The following is a 24,849-nucleotide window of genomic DNA, read 5'->3' as shown; positions in this document are numbered from 1 at the left end:
TAAGATTAAAATTTATATTTATTTCAGTTCTATATAAGAAAAATTGATGAACTTAACTCAGCTGTATATTCTCGATGCTGTGGCTGGCAGTGAAAGCCTGCTACAAGCCGCGATTAAATTGCATAAAACTCAACCTGCTTTGAGTATGGCGCTGAAGAAACTCGAACAGGAATGCGGTTTTACTATAGTGGACCGCAGTCACTATCGCCTGCAATTTACCGAAGCTGGTCGACGTTTTTATCAACAAGCTCAACAACTTCTGCATCAAAGTGCCCAACTGAAATCTTTAGCGCAGCATTTAAGCCGTGGTGCTGAAGCCAGTTTAGCTTTAGCTTTTGACGAAGCTGTGGATCTGGCACCTTTTTTACCAGCCATTCGGCAGGCTCAACACCAGTTTCCACATACCGAATTATTATTAAGCTGCGACTATCGGCTGCAGGCACTGGAAAAGCTTAAAAATCAGCAGGTTGATTTAGCCATCAGCCCCTGGTATCCGGTCTTTATCAGTCTCGGCGATTTTGAATCAGTGGCTATTGGAAGTTTTGATGTTTTATGTGTTGCCAGTCCGGAGTTTTTACAGCAGCTGACTGAACCTTTAACTCACCAGACCCAGTTAGCCGAATTGCCCCAATTAGTCGCGAATTCAGAAGCACTGGATTTTGACAGCGGAAAATTACTCCCCCTGCAATCGGCACGCCGCGTGAAAGTGAACAACAGTTTATGCATGAAACAAGCGCTGTTAGCCCATTTAGGCTGGGGCATGGTGGCACGGCATCAGGTCGCAACCGAACTTGCAACTGGTGCTTTAGTGCAACTAAAACCTAAAGAGTTTCCAAAGTTTATTCAGGGCGAAGTGCATTTAGTGCGGCATAAAGATCAATTATTAGGCCCTGTAGCAAAAGCCATCTGGCAGCAACTGACCGCAAGTTAATACCCTAAAAAATCATCGCCCTGAACAGTTGAAATAATCCGTTTGCCAGCTTCTTGGATTAGTTTGAATGTAGTTGGCTATATGTTGATACGCTTCTTCATTCCGGATCACATGATCGTAATAGCCCCGCTGCCAAAGTTGCGGTGTATTCTGACCAAACGTTCCACGAAGCGCTTTTTGTGATAGAGATTTAAAAGCGCCAACCACAGCGCCTAACTTTGTGCCTTGTGTTTTTGGCTCATGGGAAAGCGCAAGAATAGCGTGAAAATGATTCGGCATCAGAACCCATGGATGCAGCTCTACAGCAGGAAAACGCTCTGGTACTTTTTGCCATTGCAAAGCAACAAGTGAGCCTATAGCATTGGTTTGCATCTGGTGGTCGACAATCTCACCAAAGAGTAAAAAACGTTTATAACAACATAGAGTGATGAAGTAGAAACCATTGCTACTGTAATCAAAGTCTTTTAAACGCCCTGAGCGCCTTTGAGGTAATACAGAGTTCAGCATCCCAGCCCCCTATGAAAATATTCCGTCTGTCTATCTGATAAGCCGCCTTCTTTTACTCACTAAGTTTAGTCGGCGCTGGGCATTGTGGACACCAGTGTGAATTGATTAAAAACTGCGGGCGACCATAAAGGTCGCCCCTACACTAATTCTGATTAAAATCAATAAATTGTAGGGGCGGGGTTTACCCCCGCCCGAATACTGCGGCGCCAAATACCACGACAGGCAATAAAATTGATTAAAACTGCGGTCGACCATAAAGGTCACCCCTACACTAATTCTAATTAAAATCGATAAATTGTAGGGGTGTGATTTACCCCCGCCCAAATACTGCGGCGCCAAATACCACGACGGGCAATAAAATTGATCAAAAACTGCGGCGCCAAATACCACGACGGACAATAAAATTGATCAAAAACTGCGGGCGACCATAAAGGTCGCCCCTACAATAATTCTGATTAAAATCAATAAATTGTAGGGGCGGGGTTTATCCCCGCCCGGATACTGCGCCGCCAAATACGACGGGCAATAGATTAGAAGCGGTAGCTTGCGCCCAACTGATACAGATCGTCACCCGTTTCCAGCGCATCAAAGGCTACGCTTGCTGATAACGACAGGTTAGGCAAGGCAAACCATTTCGCGCGCAGGCTCAGGCTGTCATCACTTTCGCTCAGGAAACCGTCAGATAACCACTCATAACCCACACCGGCAGAGAAGTTTTTACCGAAGTAATAATCTGCAGCTACACCATAACGGGTGGTTGAAGCCTGGCGGTAATCCAGAATTTCTGCTTCCAGATTGATCATATCACCCGTGCCTAAATCCCATAACTTTTTGGTCATCACACCATAGTTAGTGCTGCTACCACCTTGATCCGGTCTGTCATGCTCAAAAATTGCACCTACTAACCAGTCATTGCTGATGAAGTAACCTAGCGTACCTTCTACATTCTGTTGCTTAGTACCGCTGAAATGCATCCATTCCAACTGACCATAGAAGTTATGGCTTTTATCCATATATTCACCACCCACGGACCAGCCATTCAGCTCAGTATCACCAAGCTGATGATCAATATAGATACGGGATAAAGTACCAAACACGCTGGCATTTTTGTTGATAAATGCAGCTTCAGCACGTGGTGTTTTGCCTGAAGTATCTACTGCATTAAAAAAATATTGATGCTTCAGTTGCCATCTATCCACATCAACATTGATGATGTTATTACTGACATCAGCACTGGTATAACCAACTGACGATTCATTTTGATAGCTGTCCGCTGCTGCACCGGTTGAGACTACAGCGATAAGTAAAGCGAGCATAGAACGTTTCATAATTACTACCTTTTGGTTGAGAAAACGCAGGTAGTGTAAACTTCTGAAAGTTAATGCTCTCTGAATGGCTTTGTAAAGAAGTGCATAAATATCAAACAGATAACTAACCAAAATGGGAAAAGTCTGATGAATTTCAAAACAATTGGGGTCAGAGTAAAGTTAAAATGTTAATTTTACTCTGACCCCCGTTATTTAAATCTCCAGCAAAGCTTCACGCAGATGATGAATTTGATCCCGCACTTGCGCAGCCAATTCAAACTCCAGATCTTTGGCATGCTGCAGCATTTTTTGCTCCAGTTGCTTAATTTCTGCCTGTAGCTGATAAGGCGTTTTGCCTTTGGCCAGTTTGATTTTTTCCGCCACTTTAGGCAGATCGGCATCCTGTCCCAAGTCCATCACATCCGACACTTTCTTCTTAATAGCAGTAGGTGTGATGCCATGCAGCTCGTTGTAGGCAATCTGTTTATTACGACGACGCTCGGTTTCATTAATAGCGCGCTGCATAGAGCCAGTAATACGGTCGGCATAGAGCACAGCTTTACCATAAAGATTACGGGCGGCACGGCCCATGGTTTGGATTAGCGAACGCTCTGAACGTAAAAAGCCTTCTTTATCCGCATCCAGAATAGCCACTAACGACACTTCCGGAATATCCAGACCTTCCCGCAGCAGGTTAATACCGACCAGCACATCAAAGACACCTAAACGTAAATCGCGGATAATTTCCATCCGCTCGACTGTGTCGATGTCTGAGTGCAAATAACGTACCTTAACGCCATGGCCTGCTAAATAGTCTGTTAAGTCTTCAGCCATTTTTTTGGTCAGTACTGTCACCAGTACCCGCTCTCCCAATTTGGCACAGCGGAAAGCTTCCGACATTAAATCGTCCACTTGTGTGGCTACAGGGCGAATTTCGATGACAGGGTCTAATAAACCTGTTGGTCGCACCACCTGCTCTATCACTTCGCCAGCCGATTGTTTTAACTCGTAATCTGCTGGTGTGGCCGACACATAAATGCGCTGTGGAGCTATAGATTCAAATTCATCAAACTTCAGTGGCCTGTTATCCAAAGCCGAAGGCAGGCGAAAGCCATAGTTCACCAGATTTTCTTTACGGGAACGGTCACCTTTATACATAGCGCCAATTTGTGAAATGGTGACATGAGATTCATCAATAAACATCAAACCATCAGCCGGGAAATAATCCAGCAAGGTTGGAGGTGGCTCGCCTTCTGCCCTGCCCGATAAATAGCGCGAGTAGTTTTCGATACCGGAGCAATAGCCCAACTCCACCATCATTTCTAAATCAAATAAAGTGCGCTGACCAATACGTTGCTCTTCTATCAAACGGTTTTCAGCGAGCAACTGAGCGCGACGCTCTTTCAGCTCCACTTTAATACGTTCAGTGGCCGCCAGAATTTTTTCCCGAGGCGTAACATAGTGAGTTTTTGGATAAATTGTGTAACGGCTGACCACTTTTTCCACTGAACCTGTCAGAGGGTCAAATAAACTGATGCGCTCAATTTCTTCATCAAACAGCTCGATCCGAACTGCAATTTCATCCGACTCGGCCGGAAACACATCAATCACATCACCCCGTACACGATAAGTTGCACGTTCAAAGGCCGTATCATTACGTTTGTATTGCAGCTCGGCCAGACGGCGTAAGATAAAACGCTGATCGACTATATCGCCCACTTTCAGATGCAACAGCATCTTCATATAGGATTCCGGATCGCCCAAACCATAGATGGCCGACACAGAAGCGATAATTACCACGTCCCGTCTTTCCATCAATGCTTTGGTGGCCGACAAACGCATTTGCTCTATATGTTCATTAATAGAGGCGTCTTTTTCGATAAAAGTATCGCTGGAGGGCACATAAGCTTCAGGTTGGTAGTAGTCGTAATAAGACACAAAGTATTCCACCGAGTTATTCGGGAAAAATTCCTTCATCTCGCCATAAAGCTGAGCCGCCAGGGTTTTGTTATGCGCCATAATCAGCGTAGGCCGGTTCACTTGCGCTATCACATTGGCCATAGTGAAGGTTTTACCAGAGCCTGTGACACCCAATAAAGTTTGATGGGCCAAGCCTGCTTCTAAGCCTTCCACCAGCTTTGCTATCGCGTTAGGTTGATCACCTGCGGGCTGATAATGGGAGACCAGCTCAAAATCACGACTCATAAAGGCTCTCCAATTGAAGCGACAGAATGCTTTGAGCGACATGCCTGTTCAACACAAGGATCCATCAGGACTCTCCACTTAATCTTAGCGCCATCAGCTTACGCTTAAACCAGCTGTAAGCCAGACCTGAAGTAAATACATTCGCAATAAGCCCGCCAACAAAGACCCCCATCACTCCCCCCAACAAACCTCCCAGGTAAGCAAAAGGCACATAAAATACAAATAAGCGGATCACACTGAGTTGCAGCGCACTCATCGGCAGATGCAAAGCGTTAAACGAGGAATTGGTCAGGATAATAATGCCCTGCAAGCCGTAACCTAAAGGTAAAATCCAGATAAAGTAGCGAATATACTGCGCCACTAACGGATCTTCAGTAAACAGATCCGCCACCACCCAGGCACCGGCAGCTAACACTATATAAACCACTAACTGCCAGCCCAGAATAAATTTAATGCAACTGCGATAGGCATCATCAATACGTTGATAGGTACTGGCGCCATAGTTCTGACTGACAAAAGGCGGTAAGGTCATCGAAAGTGCCAATACGACTAAGGAAGCAAGGCTTTCGATACGGGCGCCAACACCAAAAGCAGCCACTGCTTCTGCACCATAACTTGCCATCAGGGCAGTTAAAATAGCCATAGCCAAAGGGGTCAGCATATTGGCACCAGCAGCGGGTAAGCCAATATGTAAAATTTTACGGCTGATTTTGATGAATTCTTTCAAAGGTTGATGCCCTACATCCACCAGTTTACGGCGCACCATCAGCAAATACAGGATCAGACCAAAACCTAATAACCAGGAGATCAGACTGGCTAAAGAGGCTCCGGCTACGCCCATAGCAGGCACTGGCCCCCAGCCAAAAATAAAAATCGGATCCAGAACGGCATTTAATAAACCGGCACAGGCCATCAGAATGCTGGGGGTTTTGGTATCTCCGGCAGCGCGCAACACCGCATTGCCAATCATAGGGGTAATTAAAAATACAGCACCAAAAAACCAGATTTCCATATAGGCATGAATAAAAGGCAAGGTATCGTCTTTGGCGCCTAATAAACGGAATAAAGGGTCAATCGTCAGATAACCCACCACAGACAAGGCCATGACCAGATAAGCGGACAACCATAAAGCCGCTAAACCATCACTGCGGGCACTTTGTTCATCACCACTGCCCAAAGCACGAGCTATCACGGCTGATGTACCAATGCTTAAGCCTATGGCTAAGCTAATGACGGTAAAGGTCACAGGAAAGGTAAAACTGACAGCAGCCAGTTCAGCCGTGCCCAACATACTGATAAAGAAGGTATCCACCAGGTTAAATGACATTAAGGTGATCATGCCGAATAGCACTGGCACCGTCATTTGTTTGATAGTGGCCTGAATATCACCTTTGAGCAGATCAGGACGTTTCGAAGTAGATTGAGTCATAACAGTCAGCTTAAGCGCAAGTGGCCGCTATTGTAGAGAAAAGTCAGACTTCGCACTACCCGCGATGCGACAAATATAAAACCAATTTGGTGCAAAGTTGCACAGGAATAATAAAAAATGTTCACAATCTGCTTTTGCATAGAAATTTTGTTTGTTCAGTGCTGTCATGCATAAAGTTTCAGTTCTTTCAGATTTGTAAGCCATTGTTTTATATGAGATAAAAAATTAGTCTCAAACCTATTGATCTGGCGCCAAGCCTTATCTGCTAAGGCTTAGCCTACCCTTCAGGCGAACAATTCACAGACTTATCCACAGATTCTGTGGGTAACTTACGCCAGCCCTTGAGTGGCCTGACTTTGACAAAACTCATTCATACAACTAAAGCACGAATAGCTTTTGCATAGTGATAATTTGTGATTGCACAGCTTTTCTACTGGCTTTGGCTAAACAAACAGCAAGTGAACTTCTTTTATGAAAAAGCACCAGTCTAAGTGTTGACAGTGTTTAAGACGAGCATTAGTATTGCGCCCCGTTGCAGAACACAGTTCCTCAGTAGCTCAGCTGGTTAGAGCGGCGGACTGTTAATCCGTAGGTCGTTGGTTCGAGCCCAACTTGGGGAGCCACTGTAGTCTCAACATATTATTTCAGTTCCTCAGTAGCTCAGCCGGTTAGAGCGGCGGACTGTTAATCCGTAGGTCGTTGGTTCGAGTCCAACCTGGGGAGCCAACTGAAATAATGACAATTTGATAACCGTATACAATTCCTCAGTAGCTCAGCCGGTTAGAGCGGCGGACTGTTAATCCGTAGGTCGTTGGTTCGAGTCCAACCTGGGGAGCCACCTAAAATACTTTTTTTCCTCCCACTTAATTCTTTCTTTTTCTTAGTGTTTCTCTCTGAAATACCTTAAGCTTATTTTCTGATGTTCAAGCTCGGACAAAAATTCAGTATGGGTTGCCTGCTATGAAGTCTCCATCCTTTATTGCGTTAAGTCATTGGACTGCCGCTTTTGTATCGGCTTTGCTGGCGCTGTGGTTGTTCTGGTTTGCTGCTGCTCAACAAATTCAAAGCTTGTATCAGCTGCATTACAGCGCTATTCAGCAAATGTTAGCCAGTGATTTAACCGGCGATACAAAAATTCTGACCCGCCAGTTGAGCAGCAGTTTCGATTTACCTTATCTAAAAGTCAGCCAACTGGATGGTGTGGTACTGCATGAACAAAGCAATACTATGCCGGCTCATACGCTAGGGTCCTGGATTTTGTTGCAGTTTAACAGACCTCTTACTGCGGCTTCGATCAAAGATCAGCCGCATAATTTACAGGTTGAGTTTTTACCGGCGTTATCTGAACAATTAAGCACCCTGGAACTTTTTAGTGTGTTTTTGTTTTTTGGCATACTGCTGCTGGGTGTGTTGCCTTATTACCTGCAGCCAGGCCGCCCCAAAAAACTCAAAGCTCTGCCGCCTCATCCTATAGAGGCAGCGGTGCAACAAGCCCCCTCCGTAGTGCAACAATTTCAACCTCAGGCAAATAATTCAGGCACCGACTACTTATTAGAACTGGCACTTTATGATCAACTGACCTCGTTACCAAACCGTCAGCAATTTGTGCGTTATTACGAACAGCAACTCAAAGCCGCCAATGCGGTGTATCAGTCGGTGTTTTTACTGGTACGTTGTCAAAGCCTGGCGCAGATCAACCACAAACAGGGTTATCTGGCTGGTGATTTGTATATTAAAGAAATGGCAGACTTGTTAAAGCAACTGCCTCAACTGTCGGATGAAAGCCCATTATTCCGCTTAAACAACACTGATTTTTGTGTGTTGTTCCCACAGATGAGCACAGAGCAAACCGAAGAGCTGGTTATACTGTTGCAGCAAAACTTCGACGCTTATCAGCAGCAAAAGCAACTGGATTCGGTGGCATTAACAGGCTTAGTGCAGGTGGCTCAGGGCAAACCTTTGGGTGAATTGCTGGCGATGGCGGATACAGCCTTAGGTCTGGCAAAAACCAAACAAAGTAAAGTCACTAAACAAAGTAACTTATGGTACTTGTTTACCGATACTCAGGATCAAACGGCAGATTCGTCCTTTAGCACCAAAAACTGGCGCACCCTGATTGACGATGTATTACAAGGTCAGCGTTTAACCTTGTTGGCGCAACCTATCCAGGGGCTGAATAAAACCAGTAAAACCTATTCCGAATTATTAGTGCGTTTTCGCAGTAGTGAAGATCAGTTATTGCCCACTGCATTATTTTTAGACATGGCCCAAAAACTCGACAAGCTGATCGAGATTGAACAGATGATCGTAGAACAGGCATTGAGTCTGGTGGCTAAACATCCGGGCCAGAGTTTTGGTTTGAATCTGTCGGCCCATGCAGTGCAGGACGAAGGCTTTATCAGTTATCTGGAACGGCGTTTGTTAAAAGAAACCGAACTGACTCCACGATTGGTGTTTGAAATCAGTGAATGGGGTTTGCAGCAAAACCTGAAGTTAAGCAAAAGGTTGATTGATATGCTGCATCAGTGCGGCTCCAGAGTGACAGTGGAAAAATTTGGTGCTGGTATTACTTCCTTTAAATTTTTCCGCGACTTAAAACCTGATTTTGTCAAAATGGATGGCAGCTACACCCGGCAAATTGAAGAAGACAAAAACAACCAGTACTTCGTCCGGCTGATGGTGGATTTAGCGCACCGTATTGGCGTGGTGGTATTCGCCGAAAATGTAGAAACTGCTGCAGAAAAACAAATGCTGGAGTCTTTATTGATTGACGGTATTCAAGGTTATTTCTTAGGTAAACCAGCGCCGCTGGAATAATAAGGGCGGGTACAACACCCGCCCCAACAATTGATTGATTTTAATTAGAATTATTGTAGGGGCGACCTTTATGGTCGCCCGCAGTTTTTAATCAGTTTTATTGCCCGTCGAGGTATTTGGCGGCGCAGTATCCAGGCGGGCACAAGACCCGCCCTAAGGTTTATCCGGCGTCATAGGCTCAGATATGGGCCAATAGCGCCGGGCGCTGTTGTTTCAACTTCAACAAAGCCGCATAATAGCGCGACTTTTTTCTGGGGTTCTTTTATGTCGGAATTTTTGCTGTTGCTGGTCAGCACAGTGCTGGTGAATAACTTCGTTCTGGTGAAGTTTCTCGGCTTATGCCCTGTGATGGGCGTATCAAAAAAACTCGAAACAGCTATTGGCATGTCGATGGCGACTACTTTTGTGCTGACCTTAGCCTCGCTTTGCAGTTATCTGGTCGATTTTTATTTGTTACAGCCGCTGGATTTAATGTATCTGCGTACCTTAAGTTTTATTCTGGTGATTGCTGTGGTGGTGCAATTTACTGAAATGGTGGTGCATAAAACCAGCCCTACTTTGTATCGTTTGTTAGGTATCTTTTTACCTTTGATCACCACCAACTGCGCTGTATTGGGTGTGGCTATTCTGAACGTCAATGCCCGGCATGATTTTTTCTCTTCTGTGGTCTATGGCTTTGGTGCTGCTGCTGGCTTTTCTTTAGTGTTGATTTTATTTGCCGCTATGCGTGAGCGTCTGGCTGCCGCCGATGTACCAGTGTCTTTTAAAGGTGCAGCTATAGGTATGATTACCGCGGGTTTAATGTCTTTAGCCTTTATGGGCTTTACTGGTTTGGTGAAAGCGTAAATGTCTATTATCACAGCCCTCTGGGCTTTGGGTATTCTGGCGCTGGTCTTTGGTGCCGCTCTGGGATACGCCGCCATACGTTTTAAAGTGGAAGCCGATCCACTGGTTGAACAAATTGACGAAATTTTACCGCAAACCCAATGTGGTCAATGTGGCTATCCGGGTTGCAGGCCTTATGCCGAAGCCATAGCCAATGGCGATGACATCAATAAATGCCCGCCCGGTGGCGATACCACCATCAAAAAACTGGCCGATTTAATGGGTGTAGATGTCAAACCTTTGGACGCGGCCCAAACTCCGGCTATAAAACGTGTGGCCTATATCCGTGAAGATGAATGTATAGGCTGCACTAAATGTATTCAGGCCTGCCCTGTGGATGCCATAGTTGGTGCCTCTAAACAGATGCATACCGTCATTGTCGACGAATGCACGGGTTGTGATTTATGTGTTGAACCTTGTCCTGTGGATTGCATTGATATGGTGCCATTGGCCAGCAGTATTGAACGCTGGAAATGGGACCTCAAAGCCATTCCGGTAAAAGTGCTGGAGTCGTAACTTGCCTACTTTATTTCAACAAATTCAGGCAGGAAAAGTCTGGGACTTCCATGGCGGTATTCACCCGCCGGGTCGTAAAGAGCGCACCAATCAAAGACCTGTGGCACTTTTAGATATTCCTGACCGTTTATATATACCGCTGCGCCAGCATATTGGGGTGGCGGGCAAAGTACGGGTCAAAGTGGGTGATCGTGTACTCAAAGGCCAGGCTTTAACTCAGGCCGATAATGCGATGGCTGTGCCTGTGCATGCGCCCACCTCAGGCACTGTGCTGGCGATTGAACTCCATACCAGCACTCACCCTTCTAGCTTAGCTGAACCTACTTTAGTGCTGGCGCCGGATGGCATGGACGAATGGCGGCCTCGTAAGCCATTGGATCCAGAGCAGGCCGATAGTTACACCTTACTGGAGCGTATTCAGGAGTCTGGCATTTCCGGTATGGGCGGCGCAGGTTTCCCTACTCATATTAAAGTGAATGTAAAACAACCCGTTGATTATCTGATTATCAATGCAGTGGAGTGCGAGCCCTATATCACAGCAGACGACATGCTGATGCAGGAGCGTGCCAGCGACATTATTGCCGGTATCGAAATACTGGTAAAACTGCTGAGCCCTAAAGCGGTGTTAATTGGCATTGAAGACGACAAACCTATAGCTGTTGCGTCACTCAAAGCCGCTATTGGTCAAAAAGACAACTACTTTGTACGGGAAGTCCCGACCAAATACCCTTCAGGTGGCGAAAAGCAATTAATTCAGTTGCTGACCAATAAAGAAGTACCGGCCGGTCGCAGACCTCTGGATATTGGCATAGTAATGCAAAACGTCGGTACTGCTTTTGCGATAGCTCAGGCGGTGCTGGATGACATCCCGCTGATCCATAGAGTAGTAACAGTCGCAGGTGAAACTTTAGCTCAGCAGCAAAACGTGCTGGCTTTGATAGGCACGCCCATCTCAGATTTGCTGAATGCTTGTGGTTTTCAGGCTGAACCTCAGCAACGTATTATTGTTGGTGGCCCTATGATGGGCTTTGCCATAGCCGACTGGTCTGTGCCTGTGGTGAAAACCACCAACTGCGTGTTAGCCCCTACTGAAAACGAGTTGGGTGCCGCCAGCGACGAAATGGACTGTATCCGTTGTGGCGCTTGTGCCGATGCCTGCCCTGCCAGCTTATTGCCACAGCAATTGTTGTGGTACAGCAAAGCCAAAGATCAGGACAAACTGGCCGAATACAATTTATCCGACTGCATTGAATGTGGCGCCTGCGCTTATGTTTGCCCAAGCGAAATTCCACTGGTGCATTACTACCGTGTAGCTAAAGCCGAAATTCGTGAAACCCAACACGAAGCCTTAAAAGCCGAACAAGCCAAAGCCCGTTTTGATGCCCGTACTGAACGTTTAGAGCGGGAAAAACAAGAGCGTCTGGAACGCAACCAGCAACTGGCGGCTCAGCGGGTAGCACAGCAACAAGCCAGCGGTCAGGCCAGTCAAAACGCAGTAGCAGTACAACAGGCGCTTGAGCGCACTCAGCAGCAAAGCGACCAGCCGCTGGATAAAGCACAAATTATTGCAGAGCGTGAACGTAAAAAAGCCGAAGCTTTAGCCTATCAACAGCAAAAACAACAGGCTCAAACTGTAACGCCGGTTGAAGACACAGCACCAACTACTGCCGAAGATCCACGCAAAGCGGCTATAGCTGCAGCTTTAGCCCGTGCTAAAGCGAAAAAGCAAGCTGAAGCACAACCAGAAGCTATTGAACAACCAGCTCCGGCTGAAACTGCTGCTTCTGATACTCCTGATATGGATGCGAAAAAAGCCGCAGTGGCCGCTGCTATAGCTCGTGCCAAAGCGAAAAAACAAGCTGAAGCACAACCAGAAGCTATTGAACAACCAGCTCCGGCTGAAACTGCTGCTGATACTCCTGATATGGATGCTAAAAAAGCTGCAGTGGCCGCTGCTATAGCCCGTGCCAAAGCGAAAAAACAAGCTGAAGCACAGCCAGAAGCTATTCAGCAACCAGCGCCAGCTGAAACTGCAGCTTCTGATGCTCCTGATATGGATGCGAAAAAAGCTGCAGTGGCCGCTGCTATAGCCCGTGCCAAAGCGAAAAAACAAGCTGAAGCACAGCCAGAAGCTATTGAACAACCAGCGCCAGCTGAAACTGCAGCTTCTGATGCTCCTGATATGGATGCGAAAAAAGCTGCAGTGGCTGCCGCTATAGCCCGTGCTAAAGCGAAAAAGCAGGCTGAATTGGCTGAGAAAGCCCCTGAAGCTTCGCAGCAAACAGCAGCAGAGGCTACAACACCACATGCTCCATCAGCAGAACCTCAAGAGCATGCAGCAACACCAGAACAAGATGCAAAAAAAGCCGCCATAGCAGCAGCTATAGCCCGGGCCAAAGCTAAAAAACAACAAAACAGTGAGCCGTTATGAGTTTTAAGATCGCCAGCTCCCCGCACCAGCACATCCAAAAAACGACTGCCCAATTGATGAAACTGGTGGCTTTGGCTACGGTGCCTGGTATTGCAGTGCAGGCTTACTTTTTTGGGTACGGTGTACTGATCCAACTGCTGCTGGCCATTGTTACAGCACTATGCTGCGAAGCTGCAGTACTAGCCCTTCGTGGTAAAAAAGTCAAAGCTAAATTACTGGACCACAGCGCTCTGGTCACAGCCTTGTTGCTTGCTGTTGCTATCCCCTCTTATGCCCCCTGGTGGCTGGTGGTGATAGGCACAGCTTTTGCCATTATTGTGGTGAAACAACTGTACGGTGGTTTAGGTAATAACTTATTTAACCCGGCCATGGCCGCTTATGTGTTGCTGTTGGTGTCATTTCCGCTGCCTATGACCAGTTGGTTACCTGCAGCACCTTTGCAGCAGCAAAGCCTGGGTCCTGCCGATGCAGTCTGCACTATTTTTACCAACTTTAGCTGCAGTGGCTATAGTATCAGCCAGCTTCGTCAGGATGCAGATGGCATCAGTATGGCCACGCCGCTGGATACGTTAAAAACCGATCTGTCTCAAGGCTACACCACAGAAGAAAGTATGAAAAAGCCAGTATTTGGCTGGTTATCCGGTGAAGGCTGGTTTTGGGTCAATTTAGCTTATTTACTCGGTGGTTTGTTTTTACTGCAGCAAAAAGTGATTCAATGGCGTATTCCGGTGGCTGTTTTAGGCTCCTTGTTTGGTTTTAGTTTACTCGCCTGGCTGATATCACCAGACACCAATGCCAGCCCGCTATTTCAACTATTTTCCGGCGCTACTATGCTGGCTGCTTTTTTTATTGCGACCGATCCGGTGTCCGCTTCAACCACAGAAAAAGGCCGGCTGGTTTTTGGTGCTTTAATAGGTGGATTGGCCTTTGTGATCCGCAGCTACGGTGGTTATCCGGACGCTTTTGCCTTCGCCGTGATGCTGGCCAATATGACAGTGCCTTTAATTGACTACTACACCCAGCCACGCACTTATGGCCATAAAAGCAAAGGAGCACGCTGATGCTAAGTTCTGTAGGTAAAAATGCGCTGTTGCTCGGCACTGCAGCTGTGCTTTGCGTCTTTGCAGTGGCTGCAGTCAATGAAATAACAAAAAGTGAAATTGCTCAGCAGCAGCTTGATGGCAAACTTCGTACCTTAGTGGAAGTGATGCCAGAACTGGCGGGTAATACTGCTATTTTGAACGACTGTGTAGCCGCGCTGGATACTGAGTTATTAGGCAAAGAAGCCAAACAGAATATCTACCGCTATCGGGTGGACGGCGCAGTTAAAGCCTATTTAGTTGAAACCACAGCGCCAGATGGCTACAGCGGTGCCATTGAAGTGCTGGCCGCTATCAGTCCCGACAGTGAGATTATTGGTGTGCGGGTACTAAACCATAAAGAAACTCCGGGCCTTGGCGATAAAATTGAACTGCGAAAAAGCCCATGGGTGCTGAGCTTTCATGGTCAGACTCTGGGTTCAAAAGATGATCGTAGTTTTGCCGTAAAAAAAGACGGTGGTCAGTTTGATCAGTTTGCCGGTGCTACTATTACGCCACGGGCTGTAGTGAAAGCCGTTAAAAACGCTGCGATTTATATTCAGCAACATCCGGAACTGGCCAGCCTGCCCTCAGATTGTGCAGCCCTATTGTGATGGAAGCCTCTGTAGTGGAAAGCAAAATGAATCAATATCAGGAGTTAGTCCGTCAGGGCTTGTGGAAAAACAACCCTGGCCTGGTGCAGTTATTAGGCCTTTGTCCTTTACTGGCCGTCACCAACAGCCTGGCCAGCGCTTTGGGTTTAGGTTTGGCCACTATGCTGGTGTTATTAAGCACCAACACTGTGGTGTCGTTAATCCGCAATTATGTACCTAATGAAATCCGTATCCCGGTCTTTGTGATGGTGATTGCTTCTGTGGTCACTGTGATTGAGCTGTTGATGCATGCCTTTATGTATAACCTGTATCAGGCTTTGGGCATTTTTATTCCACTGATCGTCACCAACTGCATAGTGATTGGCCGGGCTGAAGCTTTTGCCTCGAAAAATGCGGTAGCACCAGCGGCTTTTGATGGCCTGATGATGGGCACCGGTTTTGCATTGGTGCTTTGTACTTTAGGTGCAGTGCGTGAAGTCATAGGTTCTGGTACTTTATTTGCCGGAGCGGATTTACTGCTGGGTGATTGGGCCAAAATGCTGACCATTCATCTGTATCAGGCCGATAACCAGTTTTTATTAGCCATATTGCCACCAGGCGCTTTTTTAGTGATGGGCTTTCTGATCGCAGGTAAAAACGCTGTGGATGCCAGAATTGCGGCCAAAGCTAAACCTGTGGAACAAAAAATCAGCAGGGCTCGGGTCACTCACGTATCCACCTAGCAGCAAGGGATTTGAATAAAGTCGAATGAACAAAGAAAAACGTATTCAGATATTACAGCGTCTGCGGGAAAACAACCCTAACCCCACCACTGAGCTGGAGTTTAACTCGCCTTTTGAATTGCTGGTGGCTGTGCTGTTATCGGCCCAGGCGACTGACGTCAGCGTCAATAAAGCCACCCGTCTGCTCTACCCTGTCGCCAATACGCCGCAGGCTATTTTTGATTTAGGTGTGGATGGCGTAAAGCAGTACATCAAGACCATTGGGCTTTTTAACTCAAAAGCCGAGAACCTGATCAAAACCTGCCGTATTCTGATCGACCAGCACAACAGCATAGTGCCGGAAAACCGTGACGCTTTAGAAGCCTTGCCAGGTGTAGGTCGTAAAACGGCCAACGTGGTACTGAATACGGCTTTTGGATGGCTAAAAGATAACGAAGGTAAATACTTTATCGCCGTCGATACCCATATCCAGCGCGTCGCTAACCGTACAGGCTATGCCAAAGGCAAGACGGTTGAAGAAACCGAACAAAGCATCATTAAAAACACCCCGAATAAATCTGAGTTTATGTTCGACCTGCACCACTGGTTGATCCTGCATGGCCGCTATACCTGCGTGGCCCGTAAACCTAAATGTGGCTCTTGTATCATTGAGGACCTCTGCGAGTTTAAAGAGAAAACTGAATAGCCAAATGACGGGTTAGAGTGAATAGCTATTATCCAGACATAAGTTCCAGCTGAATGACAGACGCACCGGATTGAATAAGTGCATGTTTGATTTTACCAATGCAGACCCAAAATTGGTGTCCCATCTCAGAGACACCAACCTTAGTATTATTTATAGACTACGTACTATAGCTTGCCATTTTTTAGAGTGGTTATGGCTTGTTGGTGTTCGGCAAATGCTTCAGCAGAAGGCTCTGGCTCTGTTGCCCACTTCACTTTATTTTCCTTAGATTTATCCCAGCGAAATAGCCAATGAATACCGAATTTAAATGCTTGAGTGGGCTGAGAATATACCGGGTGCTGTAAAGTTTTCTCCAGGCTTTGAAAGTGATAACCACGTGATTGCAAGGACATCAGAATGCTGTCTAAACTATCGGCGTTTAATTGATTAACATGCAGCATTAAGATGTGTGGTACTGGCTTGTCAAACATTTTTGCGCTGGCACTTTCGTAAAAATCTAATCTCTGCTCTGTAAACGTAAGATACTGCTGTTTATAAGTATTTGCCGCTGCCATCTGTTTATTTTGCAGCTTGGCTGTATAGGGCGCATCAAACACGTAATCTGCATTTTCCATCGTCACCGGAACTAATCTGAGACCTAACTTTTCCAGGCCCTTATCGAGCATCTGTTGCGACGCATTGGTGTCGCCCGCATGCAAATAAGGCGGACGAAAGAACTTTTGCTTTTGTTTGCCGAGCACCGTTTGTGTTGTTGTGGCGCCCTTTTGAATGTCCGCCAGGTAAGTGTCTAATTCAGTCTTATGGTAGGAAATATGTGAAAATGTGTGGTTGCCAAGCTCGTGCCCATGCTTGTGCCAGTCTGATAACAGAGACTGCAATAATTTGGGGTCGTTTTTAAGGTGGCCTTCATTCACAAATCCAGTTGCTTGTATCTTATATTTTTTCAGGGTATCAAGGAGTTGTTGGTTGATGTCTTTAAGTGATTGCGCCGGTAGAGTAAATTCACCGTGGATGGGGACATCATCAAAGGTGATTGAGATACTCTTAGGATGGTGCTCCCTTGCGTCCACACAGAGACTGGCAAGGCACGCATAAGCAACGATTGACACATGAATCAACTTAATAATAAACATGACTATTTTCCACTTCCCTTTGGTTCTTAAACATAGTCTTTGGGTCCATTTGGCATAAAATTAAAGTGTACCAGGTCTTCTGCTTTTGATTCACTTCGAATAATGTTTTCCTACTTCTACACTCCGCCTAAAGAGCCGTCAAGCCAATGGGTTATATCACTAAAGTGGGTGACAAAAACGATAAGTGCAGCCAAGCCCCGCAAGCTATTGAGTTTTCTAATTTCCAAACATAACTCCTTTGTCTGGTTTTAGCGGGATCTAAAATCTTTCTCTGCCGCGCGGGTGCGCTTTAGGCCAGGATTAACACAGCTTTTGAAACATCATTGCCGTTTTATACCATACACCCAGTCTAAACCCTGAATGGCAGTAGTGGGGAATGCGGTGAAATGACTCGCACCTGAAATAGTTGAAAATTTCAGTTCGATATCTGCACCACCGAGGCCAGCAATTTTTTCCTTCAGCTGAACTGCTCCCTTGACCATGTCTTGCCCTTCGCCATAAGCAGGCGTTTCATACTCACCAACGGATAAGTACACTTTTGTTTTTAGCTTTGGTTTCACCGCTTGCAACGCCAGAATCACATTATGATCAAACCAGACGGACGGACTACCCAGTATGTAGTTTGAAAACAGATCTGGCTCGCTAAACAAAATATAAGCGCCAAACAAAGCGCCGAGCGAATTGCCAACAAAAGTTCTATCTTTTTTGCTTGCCCGATAATGATGTTCAATAAACGGAATAACTGTGTCACGAAGAAACTGCTTATGCCCTATCGCGTTGCCGGTCTGTTGCGTCCAGGCTTTTGTGACTGTGGGCGTGTAGTCTCTGGTTCTGCTGTTGGTGCCCACTGAACCCTTTTCATAAGATACAGCCACAATAATGGCATGCTGCATAACACCCGTGTTCATTGGAAAACGCGTCGCACCTGCGACTATAGGAAAAGTGTAATGGGCATCGGTCAGGTAAATCACTGGATAAAGGTTGTCCGTTTGACTGGCGTAGGATACAGGCAACTGAATAAACAACGGATAGACACGACCAGTGGATTTTTCCTCCAGCTCAATCACTGAACTCCGTGGCAATTCATAGCGGGTTTCAGCACTTAACTTAAAACAGAGCAGCAGTAATGCCGATAACACAACCCATTTCATTTGATTCACCCTATTGTATACCACTCAAATTCAGAGCGACCCCGTACCTATTCAGCGTCGTAACCTGCACTTTTTGCTGACGATAACATGTATTGCTTAAACGCCAGTTCTGCTGGCCGCTGTTGCTTTTCTCAACGTCATTTCGACATTTCCAACTCAGGCTTAGTAGGTTGTTGCATCCTGGAGGCTGGTCAATGATTTAGCATACCAAGAGTGCGACACCTGTCGCTACCCGTCAAGAAAAATCTGCGACAACTGTCGCGCAACTTATTCAAGCATGACAGCGAGTCTCTTGAGGCTTTGAATTCTGAACCTTTAATTGTGTCGTTCTGGCGCTGAGGCGCCCTGCCAGGGCAGCAGAATATGTTACCCTCCATTACCGCACTACGAATTTAGGGCTGTCCTACTATTGCGGTCGCCCCATATCTTCCGGGTTAGCAACAAAACCAATGAAGATCTGTGCAAGTTTGCTGAAAAAATCGATTAAGGAATTTTTATGCGTATTTTACATACCATGCTTCGTGTAACTAATTTAGAACGCTCTTTGGCCTTTTACACTGAAGTACTCGGCATGAAGTTATTACGTACCTCAGAAAACGCTGAATACAAATACACATTGGCTTTTGTGGGTTTTAGCGATGAAAGCGAAGGCGCGGTATTGGAACTCACCTACAACTGGGGTGTTGACAGCTACGAACCGGGTACAGCTTATGGTCACATTGCTTTAGAAGTAGAAGATATTTACGCTGCTTGTGAATTGATCCGCACTAAAGGTGGTGTGATTAGCCGCGAGCCAGGCCCGGTCAAAGGCGGCAGCACAGAAATCGCTTTTGTACGCGACCCGGACAACTACGCCATCGAACTTATCCAGAAAAAAGCCAGCTACGTTCAGCTTTAATCAGCTGATAGCAAAAAGGAGCCGATTGGCTCCTTTTTTAATTGCACAGCGCTTTAAACTTGGCTACTCCAGTTCAATCCAGATTTTGTCGTTTAGTGACATCGCCAGATTGTTATCGTAATAAGCCGCTTCGTTGATAAAGGTTGGATACACCACTGTATCGCCGTCGTAAGGCACTTCAGTACCATCAAATAAAGTGAAAATCGGGTCGCCAGGGTGGATAGGCTGATAATCCTTGTCCTGCACATTTTTGTGCACCATGCCCAAACGTTCACCTTTTTCATTCACCGGTAATTTAATACTGTGCAAATACAGATAAGCTTCAGTGCGTTTTGGCAGCTCTGGCAGGCTCTGGGTGTTGTATAGCTCCACAAAGTCCAGAATATGGGCCGTCATCTCATGCATTTGTTCCAGCACATCCTGACGCAGCACAGACTGAGATTGCGGCCCTACTTCTACTATCACGCCATAACGGCCCAGCGTACACATCAGCGCGTGATCTTCGGCGGCCAAATGGTCTTCATCGCGGGAGATAATAGCCTCCGGCATTTTCATCTTTACATAAGCTGCCATCAGATTATAAAAAGCACCGGCTTGCGTCATGATCAAACAGGCGCCCATATTGCTGGTGGTGTTGTGTAAATCAATCACCAGATCGGTTTTAGCCTGGCCTTTTGGCCCCAAAATTTCATTGATCACTTTGGCGCGGCTTTGTTCGTAATTAGTCAGATGTGGATTGGCCAAATCAACAGTTTTAAACTGACGGTTTAAGTCGCTGTGGATATAACGCTTATTGGCTTTATGCGCTTCAGGGTTAGCAAACAAGGTGCTGGTTTCAAAACTGGCACGCTGAATCAAAGCCGGGTTGGCCTGGTACTGACGAATAGCATAAATACCGGAGAATTCGTTGCCGTGGGTGCCGCCCACTATCGCAACCTTAGCAATTTTAGTCATAAGGCTCACCTCAGAAAAAGATGTCGATATTATGCCTAGCCAAAGCAATAAATGCAGCCCATTTAACTTTAAATGCTGATTTTATGAATAAAAATGAAAAATAGTGCTTAGGCTACATTGAAATTCAAGAATGAATTAAGCGGCCGGACGAGAGTTATTGATCATCAACACCGGAATACGTTGTTGTGAGGAGTGTTTCGATAATGCAGAGTCAAGAATATCGCTGGCCTGACACACACATTTGCCACATTGAGTACCTACACCCAAAGTTTGCTTCAGCTCGCGCATAGAACAAGCACCTGCTTCGACCTGTTGGCGAATGGCTTTATCTGTAACTGCTTTACAAAGACAAACGTACATAAATGCACCTGCGTAATGAACTGCAGGCATAGTAATCTAATCAAGAATGGTTATCAATAGCTTCGCGGAGAAAAAAATAGGGGCCAGAATTTCTGACCCCTATCTGTTTTTAAAACTCTATTCGTTGTCTTGTGTAGCTTCAATCAGAGTTTCAGAGAACTCTTCAGGGCCAATCACCACACCAGGTTCAGCAGCGTGTGGGAATACAGCTATAGCTAATTCGTCACCGTCTAAACCAGCAGTCCACTTGTCTAACCAGGTGGCTATGTCTACGGCCTGAGCCTGACATTCAGCCCAGTCACCGTTGATCCACAGTTGTGCTAATTCAGCATGTGGCCATACCGGGATGCAACGCTCTTCATCGGCATCAACCAATACAAAACCTTCTTCATCCACCAGGATCCAGATCTTTTCCAGATCGGCCACAGCCTGAATGAAGTAGTCGTAACGCTGTTCAGCGTCCAATAAACTGAGTTTGTTTAAATCGTCAGCCGTTAATTCGTAGTTCATTGCTATCCCCTCGGAGCGCCACAGAAAAGGCGCACATAATGACTGAAAATGCAGTCATCGACCAGTTAATTTTGTGTTTTACAGGCTTTATACAGCTTTTCTCAAACGCACAGACACCTGCGGATAACAAACATCCATATTGCCGTTGCCTTTGTGCTGATAGAACACATGAGTACGGGAACGGCGTTCGGCCAGAGACTGCGAAAACTCAGAACTGTTGGTACTGAGCATCTCCAGTGGCAACTGTTGGTCCGCCGCCAGCTCCGATCCTAAACGTGCTTGTTTAATCACAGTACGCGCAGCAGCCGAGCCTATAACACCACCATCTGTGGCTTCACCACGACGCACACGATTCACCGCATAATGGCCCCAGATCACTTTGCCAAAAGCCGACATATTTTTATCCAGATGGCGCGGAGCTTGCCCCATCATAATAGCAATGTCTGCCACAGCAGTATCGGGTTCATTGGCGCGCGCCATATTCACCACACCAGGGCAATGCACCAGCCACTCCTGATTTTGTTCACGAGCAACAGCAAAGCCCTGATTAAAACCAGTTTCTTCAGCTAATAAATCAGGACGTTGCACCAAAAGATAGGGATCAGCACCGCGCACAGGCCAGCTGAATTCAGCTTTCATCGGTGTTAATTTCGCTCTGCTGCCCCATTCATGCTCAGGCACACCAAACTGAGCGACAAAACCTTCAATCACCCGATAAAAAGTGACACCATCATAAAAGCGGTTTTTCACTAATTCTTTGACTCGTTTCACATGGTCTGGCGCAAACTGAGGCGCCAATAAAATAACAATACGGCCCTGATCTGTGTCCAGATACAGCAAATTATCCTGAGGTAAAGCTTGCCATCCGATTTTAGTTTCAGCTGCAGTTGCGGTTTTTTGTTGTGCCTCAGCACTGGCAAAACTTAAGGCCAGAGCCAAAGCCAGACCAGAGATCAATAACGCTTTCATTCACTCTCCTCTCATTCGGTTTATATCCCAGGCATCAGGCCTATCACCACACCATAACGCAAACCTTTGCCTAAGCCCACCAACAGCACAAACCATAGCAAACGAACCTTAAGCACTCCGGCGACCAGAGTCAGTGGGTCTCCAATAACAGGCAGCCAGGCAAACAATAATGAAGGTAAACCCCAGCGCTGAAATCTGTTGCTGGCTTGTTCTATTTGGGCTGGCTTAAACATAAACCAGCTTTTGTGCTGAAAGTTCAGTAATTGTTTGCCCAGATACCAGTTCAGCACAGAGCCCAGCGTATTAAATACAGTAGCCACCAGCCATAGCATGAGCAGCGAATAGCCTTGATGCACCAACCCCATTAACACCAACTCTGAACCAAAAGGTAACAAAGTGGCAGACACAAAAGCGCTGAGCGCCAGGCTCAGATAAGGCCAAAACAAATCCATCGTTAAGAAAACTGAGTTAAGTAAGCAAATAGGCAAAACTTAACTTCAGCCAGAACAGCAATAACATCAAGGCACCAAAAACATAAACCGCAAAACGCAGACGTACATGGTTAGCGCCCACATGCACATAGGCATGCACCAAACGGCTGATGGCAAACAGCCAGCCCAAAACAACCAGGCTAAGGTCAACCGCACCAAACTGCAGCGCAAAAACGACAGCAAACAGATACAACACCGGCAGCTGGAACTGATTATCAAAGTTACGGCTGGCCGTAATCACTTTTTCATTGGCACCGGTTAAATCCATCACCCTGAATGCTTTGTAGGGCAGTTCCCGGTTTTTCGCCGCTTTAAAACGACGTTTGCCCATCAATACCATCATGAGCAGTGTTAACACCACCTGCACCAGCACAGAGCCAAATAACCACTTGTCCATTGTTTCCCCTAAAGTTTTAGCACCATATTGGCCCAATTTGCGTCAAGTGGCAGTGTACGTCAATTGTCTTCTTACTGTCATCTTCCGACGTTAGGCTACGACAGAGTAAGGCTTTTGGTTATACTGCGGCGGACTTTTAAAAAACCGAGACCACGCAGATGGCGCAATTGTATTTTTATTATTCGGCAATGAACGCAGGCAAATCGACCTCTTTACTGCAAAGTGCATACAACTATCAGGAAAGAGGCATGACAGTGGCGTTATTTACCGCCGCTATTGATGACAGATTTGGTATAGGCAAAATCAGCTCACGTATTGGCTTGTCGATGGACGCGCAGATTTTTGATGCAGATTTTGATTTTGTTGCCGCCTGCCAGACACTGAAACAACAAGGTGCTTTGGATTGTGTGCTGATTGATGAAGCACAGTTTTTATCCAAAGCTCAGGTTAAGCAGCTGACTTATGTGGTTGATGATCTGAACGTGCCAGTACTGGCTTTTGGTCTTAGAACCGACTTTTTAGGCGAAACCTTTGCCGGCAGCCAGGCCTTGCTGGCGTGGGCAGATAAATTAGTGGAATTAAAAACTGTCTGTCACTGTGGCCGAAAAGCCAATTTTGTGGTGCGACTGGACGAGCATGGCCACGCCGCGACTACAGGCAGTCAGGTGCAGATAGGCGGAAATAATCAATACATCTCTATGTGCCGCGTCCACTTTAAAGCGCTGGTCTGGAGGGACTGACAGGAGTAAGGCTATGCGGGTTTTGTATGGTGTGCAGGCAACAGGCAATGGACATATCAGCAGAGCCCGCGCTATGGGCAAGTACCTCAAAGCAGAAGGCATAGCAGTCGACTTTCTGTTTTCAGGCCGCCCTGCTGACCAGTTTTTTGATATGCAGCAGTTTGGTGACTTTCAGGTCAAAACCGGTTTGACCTTTGTTACAGAACAAGGCCATATCAACTATCTGAAAACTGCAATTGAAGCTAAACCTCTTGAGCTGTGGCGTGATATTCACGAACTCGACTGCTCTGCATATGATTTAGTACTGACCGACTTTGAACCCATCACAGCCTGGGCGGCGCGACGACAAAAAAAACGCTCTGTCGCTTTTGGTCACCAATATGCTTTTTTACATCAGATCCCACAAATTCATGACAACCCACTCAGCCGCAGTATTTTTAAATTCTTTGCCCCGGCCCAGCAACAAATAGGCCTGCACTGGCATCATTTTAATCAGCCCATATTGCCGCCTATTGTCGATTTAGAGCCTGCGCTAAACACAGCCGATCCACATAAAGTACTGGTTTATCTGCCTTTTGAAGATCAGCAACAGGTGATCCAGTGGTTACAACCTCTGAGCCAGTACCAGTTTTATCTGTACGGCCCTGGCCTGAGCAAAAACCAGCTTGGCCATATTCAATGTTCAGGCCCTTGTGTTGATGATTTTAAGCGCGATTTGCATCAATCCAGTGCTGTGCTGAGTAATTCAGGTTTTGAGCTGGTCAGCGAAGCGCTGCAACTGCAAAAACGTATTCTGGTGAAAGCCCTGCAAGGCCAGATGGAACAGGAGTCGAATGCGTTGGCGCTGGCTCAGTTGCAACTGGGGCAAAGCACCAGCACACTCAATACAGCAGTGATTGCTGACTGGCTGTCTTCCCCCACACAAGGCAACACAGTGCAGTACGCCAATGTGGCTCTGGCTCTGGCCAAATGGATCCGCGCTGGCGCCTGCCCTACTGAATTGGAACAACTTAATTTATGGTCGGATCATCGCACCTAAGCTCCTTAGGCTATCACTTCTACCCAAAGCAGCTTTATGTTGTGTTAGGCTAGCGGCTGTTGGCGAGAGAGTTGAGTGA

General features: G+C 46.4%; 24 protein-coding genes and 3 tRNA genes. 15 read left to right on the top strand and 12 right to left on the bottom strand.

All coding sequences use genetic code 11. The features are described from left to right. The first annotated feature begins 46 nt into the window (after positions 1–46). Positions 47–931 carry a LysR family transcriptional regulator gene (locus J2W69_RS01375; RefSeq protein ID WP_310273814.1) on the top strand — a complete coding sequence of 295 codons (885 nt, stop codon included), beginning with the start codon at positions 47–49 and terminating at the stop codon, positions 929–931. Between the two features lie 12 nt (positions 932–943). Here J2W69_RS01375 and J2W69_RS01370 read toward each other — a convergent pair whose 3' ends face one another. From J2W69_RS01370 to J2W69_RS01355, 4 genes are all read right to left on the bottom strand, one after another. Then, positions 944–1,438 (bottom strand): transposase, encoded by a 495-nt coding sequence (locus J2W69_RS01370; protein WP_310273812.1) that lies wholly within the window; start codon positions 1,436–1,438, stop codon positions 944–946. A gap of 530 nt (positions 1,439–1,968) precedes the next feature. Then, a complete protein-coding gene (locus J2W69_RS01365; protein ID WP_310273810.1) occupies positions 1,969–2,766 on the bottom strand; it encodes a putative porin in 798 nt (265 codons plus the stop codon). Positions 2,767–2,958: 192 nt separating this feature from the next. After that, positions 2,959–4,950 (bottom strand): excinuclease ABC subunit UvrB, encoded by a 1,992-nt coding sequence (gene uvrB, locus J2W69_RS01360; protein ID WP_310273808.1) that lies wholly within the window; start codon positions 4,948–4,950, stop codon positions 2,959–2,961. Between the two features lie 64 nt (positions 4,951–5,014). Beyond that, positions 5,015–6,379 (bottom strand): MATE family efflux transporter, encoded by a 1,365-nt coding sequence (locus tag J2W69_RS01355; RefSeq protein ID WP_310273806.1) that lies wholly within the window; start codon positions 6,377–6,379, stop codon positions 5,015–5,017. A gap of 546 nt (positions 6,380–6,925) precedes the next feature. On the opposite strand from J2W69_RS01355, the gene J2W69_RS01350 reads away from it, so the two are divergent. From J2W69_RS01350 to nth, 11 genes are all read left to right on the top strand, one after another. After that, positions 6,926–7,002, top strand: a tRNA-Asn gene (locus tag J2W69_RS01350). Between the two features lie 26 nt (positions 7,003–7,028). Beyond that, positions 7,029–7,105, top strand: a tRNA-Asn gene (locus tag J2W69_RS01345). 35 nt (positions 7,106–7,140) lie between these two features. Continuing rightward, positions 7,141–7,217 (top strand) — tRNA-Asn (locus tag J2W69_RS01340). Positions 7,218–7,339: 122 nt separating this feature from the next. Further along, on the top strand, positions 7,340–9,196 hold the full coding sequence (locus J2W69_RS01335) for an EAL domain-containing protein (protein WP_310273804.1): 1,857 nt from the start codon (positions 7,340–7,342) through the stop codon (positions 9,194–9,196). A gap of 264 nt (positions 9,197–9,460) precedes the next feature. Continuing rightward, positions 9,461–10,042 (top strand): electron transport complex subunit RsxA, encoded by a 582-nt coding sequence (gene rsxA / locus J2W69_RS01330; protein WP_008898435.1) that lies wholly within the window; start codon positions 9,461–9,463, stop codon positions 10,040–10,042. Beyond that, complete coding sequence (gene rsxB / locus J2W69_RS01325; RefSeq protein ID WP_310273801.1) at positions 10,043–10,597, top strand: electron transport complex subunit RsxB; 555 nt, start codon at positions 10,043–10,045, stop codon at positions 10,595–10,597. It begins immediately after the preceding gene. A gap of 1 nt (position 10,598) precedes the next feature. Next, positions 10,599–13,028, top strand: coding sequence for an electron transport complex subunit RsxC (rsxC, locus tag J2W69_RS01320; protein WP_310273799.1), 2,430 nt, complete (start codon positions 10,599–10,601; stop codon positions 13,026–13,028). Then, entirely contained in the window at positions 13,025–14,089 is a 1,065-nt protein-coding gene (rsxD, locus tag J2W69_RS01315) for an electron transport complex subunit RsxD (protein ID WP_310273797.1), read from the top strand. The genes rsxC and rsxD overlap by 4 nt, the downstream gene beginning before the upstream one ends. Further along, the gene (rsxG, locus tag J2W69_RS01310; protein ID WP_310273795.1) at positions 14,089–14,721 is read left to right on the top strand and encodes an electron transport complex subunit RsxG; all 633 of its coding nucleotides are present in this window, start codon (positions 14,089–14,091) and stop codon (positions 14,719–14,721) included. The genes rsxD and rsxG overlap by 1 nt, the downstream gene beginning before the upstream one ends. 26 nt (positions 14,722–14,747) lie before the next feature. Then, positions 14,748–15,443, top strand: a complete 696-nt coding sequence (locus J2W69_RS01305; RefSeq protein WP_310273793.1) for an electron transport complex subunit E — start codon at positions 14,748–14,750, stop codon at positions 15,441–15,443. Positions 15,444–15,468: 25 nt separating this feature from the next. Further along, entirely contained in the window at positions 15,469–16,128 is a 660-nt protein-coding gene (nth, locus tag J2W69_RS01300) for an endonuclease III (RefSeq protein ID WP_310273791.1), read from the top strand. A 164-nt stretch (positions 16,129–16,292) separates the two neighbouring features. Here the strand turns inward: nth and J2W69_RS01295 are convergent, their stop codons facing one another. Next, entirely contained in the window at positions 16,293–17,261 is a 969-nt protein-coding gene (locus J2W69_RS01295) for a polysaccharide deacetylase family protein (RefSeq protein WP_310273789.1), read from the bottom strand. Between the two features lie 320 nt (positions 17,262–17,581). Further along, positions 17,582–18,412: an alpha/beta hydrolase gene (locus J2W69_RS01290; RefSeq protein WP_310273787.1), complete on the bottom strand. Its 831-nt coding sequence runs from the start codon at positions 18,410–18,412 to the stop codon at positions 17,582–17,584. Positions 18,413–18,908: 496 nt separating this feature from the next. Between J2W69_RS01290 and gloA the strand changes: the two genes are divergently transcribed. Continuing rightward, positions 18,909–19,310, top strand: a complete 402-nt coding sequence (gene gloA, locus J2W69_RS01285; protein ID WP_008898445.1) for a lactoylglutathione lyase — start codon at positions 18,909–18,911, stop codon at positions 19,308–19,310. 63 nt (positions 19,311–19,373) lie between these two features. On the opposite strand, the gene J2W69_RS01280 is transcribed toward gloA, so the two are convergent. The 6 genes from J2W69_RS01280 to J2W69_RS01255 all read right to left on the bottom strand — a co-directional run bounded on the left by J2W69_RS01280 (position 19,374) and on the right by J2W69_RS01255 (position 22,991). Then, complete coding sequence (locus J2W69_RS01280) at positions 19,374–20,264, bottom strand: aspartoacylase (RefSeq protein WP_310273784.1); 891 nt, start codon at positions 20,262–20,264, stop codon at positions 19,374–19,376. A 135-nt stretch (positions 20,265–20,399) separates the two neighbouring features. Further along, a complete protein-coding gene (locus J2W69_RS01275) occupies positions 20,400–20,624 on the bottom strand; it encodes a bacterioferritin-associated ferredoxin (protein WP_310273782.1) in 225 nt (74 codons plus the stop codon). Positions 20,625–20,741: 117 nt separating this feature from the next. Further along, positions 20,742–21,134, bottom strand: a complete 393-nt coding sequence (locus J2W69_RS01270; protein ID WP_008898448.1) for a DUF2750 domain-containing protein — start codon at positions 21,132–21,134, stop codon at positions 20,742–20,744. Positions 21,135–21,221: 87 nt separating this feature from the next. Next, positions 21,222–22,103 carry a peptidylprolyl isomerase gene (locus tag J2W69_RS01265; RefSeq protein ID WP_310273779.1) on the bottom strand — a complete coding sequence of 294 codons (882 nt, stop codon included), beginning with the start codon at positions 22,101–22,103 and terminating at the stop codon, positions 21,222–21,224. A gap of 20 nt (positions 22,104–22,123) precedes the next feature. Beyond that, a complete protein-coding gene (locus J2W69_RS01260) occupies positions 22,124–22,555 on the bottom strand; it encodes a YqaA family protein (protein WP_310273778.1) in 432 nt (143 codons plus the stop codon). A gap of 16 nt (positions 22,556–22,571) precedes the next feature. Next, positions 22,572–22,991, bottom strand: coding sequence for an MAPEG family protein (locus J2W69_RS01255; RefSeq protein WP_310273776.1), 420 nt, complete (start codon positions 22,989–22,991; stop codon positions 22,572–22,574). A 158-nt stretch (positions 22,992–23,149) separates the two neighbouring features. Here J2W69_RS01255 and J2W69_RS01250 point away from each other — a divergent pair, with 158 nt between their 5' ends. Both J2W69_RS01250 and J2W69_RS01245 read left to right on the top strand, forming a co-directional pair. Next, the gene (locus tag J2W69_RS01250) at positions 23,150–23,731 is read left to right on the top strand and encodes a thymidine kinase (RefSeq protein WP_310273774.1); all 582 of its coding nucleotides are present in this window, start codon (positions 23,150–23,152) and stop codon (positions 23,729–23,731) included. Between the two features lie 13 nt (positions 23,732–23,744). After that, positions 23,745–24,770 carry an MJ1255/VC2487 family glycosyltransferase gene (locus J2W69_RS01245; protein WP_310273772.1) on the top strand — a complete coding sequence of 342 codons (1,026 nt, stop codon included), beginning with the start codon at positions 23,745–23,747 and terminating at the stop codon, positions 24,768–24,770. Positions 24,771–24,849: the final 79 nt, after the last annotated feature.

This window comes from Rheinheimera soli (assembly GCF_031457405.1).
In the GTDB taxonomy this organism is placed as follows: domain Bacteria; phylum Pseudomonadota; class Gammaproteobacteria; order Enterobacterales; family Alteromonadaceae; genus Pararheinheimera; species Pararheinheimera soli_A.
This window is presented reverse-complemented; position numbering and strand designations above follow the sequence as displayed.

What these genes read in the sequence shown, in the direction of transcription:
- J2W69_RS01375 (WP_310273814.1), top strand. Translation starts at nt 47, where the DNA reads ATGAACTTAACTCAGCTGTATATTCTCGATGCTGTGGCTGGCAGTGAA.
- J2W69_RS01370 (WP_310273812.1), bottom strand. Translation starts at nt 1,438, where the DNA reads ATGCTGAACTCTGTATTACCTCAAAGGCGCTCAGGGCGTTTAAAAGAC.
- J2W69_RS01365 (WP_310273810.1), bottom strand. Translation starts at nt 2,766, where the DNA reads ATGAAACGTTCTATGCTCGCTTTACTTATCGCTGTAGTCTCAACCGGT.
- uvrB (WP_310273808.1), bottom strand. Translation starts at nt 4,950, where the DNA reads ATGAGTCGTGATTTTGAGCTGGTCTCCCATTATCAGCCCGCAGGTGAT.
- J2W69_RS01355 (WP_310273806.1), bottom strand. Translation starts at nt 6,379, where the DNA reads ATGACTCAATCTACTTCGAAACGTCCTGATCTGCTCAAAGGTGATATT.
- J2W69_RS01335 (WP_310273804.1), top strand. Translation starts at nt 7,340, where the DNA reads ATGAAGTCTCCATCCTTTATTGCGTTAAGTCATTGGACTGCCGCTTTT.
- rsxA (WP_008898435.1), top strand. Translation starts at nt 9,461, where the DNA reads ATGTCGGAATTTTTGCTGTTGCTGGTCAGCACAGTGCTGGTGAATAAC.
- rsxB (WP_310273801.1), top strand. Translation starts at nt 10,043, where the DNA reads ATGTCTATTATCACAGCCCTCTGGGCTTTGGGTATTCTGGCGCTGGTC.
- rsxD (WP_310273797.1), top strand. Translation starts at nt 13,025, where the DNA reads ATGAGTTTTAAGATCGCCAGCTCCCCGCACCAGCACATCCAAAAAACG.
- rsxG (WP_310273795.1), top strand. Translation starts at nt 14,089, where the DNA reads ATGCTAAGTTCTGTAGGTAAAAATGCGCTGTTGCTCGGCACTGCAGCT.
- J2W69_RS01305 (WP_310273793.1), top strand. Translation starts at nt 14,748, where the DNA reads ATGAATCAATATCAGGAGTTAGTCCGTCAGGGCTTGTGGAAAAACAAC.
- nth (WP_310273791.1), top strand. Translation starts at nt 15,469, where the DNA reads ATGAACAAAGAAAAACGTATTCAGATATTACAGCGTCTGCGGGAAAAC.
- J2W69_RS01295 (WP_310273789.1), bottom strand. Translation starts at nt 17,261, where the DNA reads ATGTTTATTATTAAGTTGATTCATGTGTCAATCGTTGCTTATGCGTGC.
- J2W69_RS01290 (WP_310273787.1), bottom strand. Translation starts at nt 18,412, where the DNA reads ATGAAATGGGTTGTGTTATCGGCATTACTGCTGCTCTGTTTTAAGTTA.
- gloA (WP_008898445.1), top strand. Translation starts at nt 18,909, where the DNA reads ATGCGTATTTTACATACCATGCTTCGTGTAACTAATTTAGAACGCTCT.
- J2W69_RS01280 (WP_310273784.1), bottom strand. Translation starts at nt 20,264, where the DNA reads ATGACTAAAATTGCTAAGGTTGCGATAGTGGGCGGCACCCACGGCAAC.
- J2W69_RS01275 (WP_310273782.1), bottom strand. Translation starts at nt 20,624, where the DNA reads ATGTACGTTTGTCTTTGTAAAGCAGTTACAGATAAAGCCATTCGCCAA.
- J2W69_RS01270 (WP_008898448.1), bottom strand. Translation starts at nt 21,134, where the DNA reads ATGAACTACGAATTAACGGCTGACGATTTAAACAAACTCAGTTTATTG.
- J2W69_RS01265 (WP_310273779.1), bottom strand. Translation starts at nt 22,103, where the DNA reads ATGAAAGCGTTATTGATCTCTGGTCTGGCTTTGGCTCTGGCCTTAAGT.
- J2W69_RS01260 (WP_310273778.1), bottom strand. Translation starts at nt 22,555, where the DNA reads ATGGATTTGTTTTGGCCTTATCTGAGCCTGGCGCTCAGCGCTTTTGTG.
- J2W69_RS01255 (WP_310273776.1), bottom strand. Translation starts at nt 22,991, where the DNA reads ATGGACAAGTGGTTATTTGGCTCTGTGCTGGTGCAGGTGGTGTTAACA.
- J2W69_RS01250 (WP_310273774.1), top strand. Translation starts at nt 23,150, where the DNA reads ATGGCGCAATTGTATTTTTATTATTCGGCAATGAACGCAGGCAAATCG.
- J2W69_RS01245 (WP_310273772.1), top strand. Translation starts at nt 23,745, where the DNA reads ATGCGGGTTTTGTATGGTGTGCAGGCAACAGGCAATGGACATATCAGC.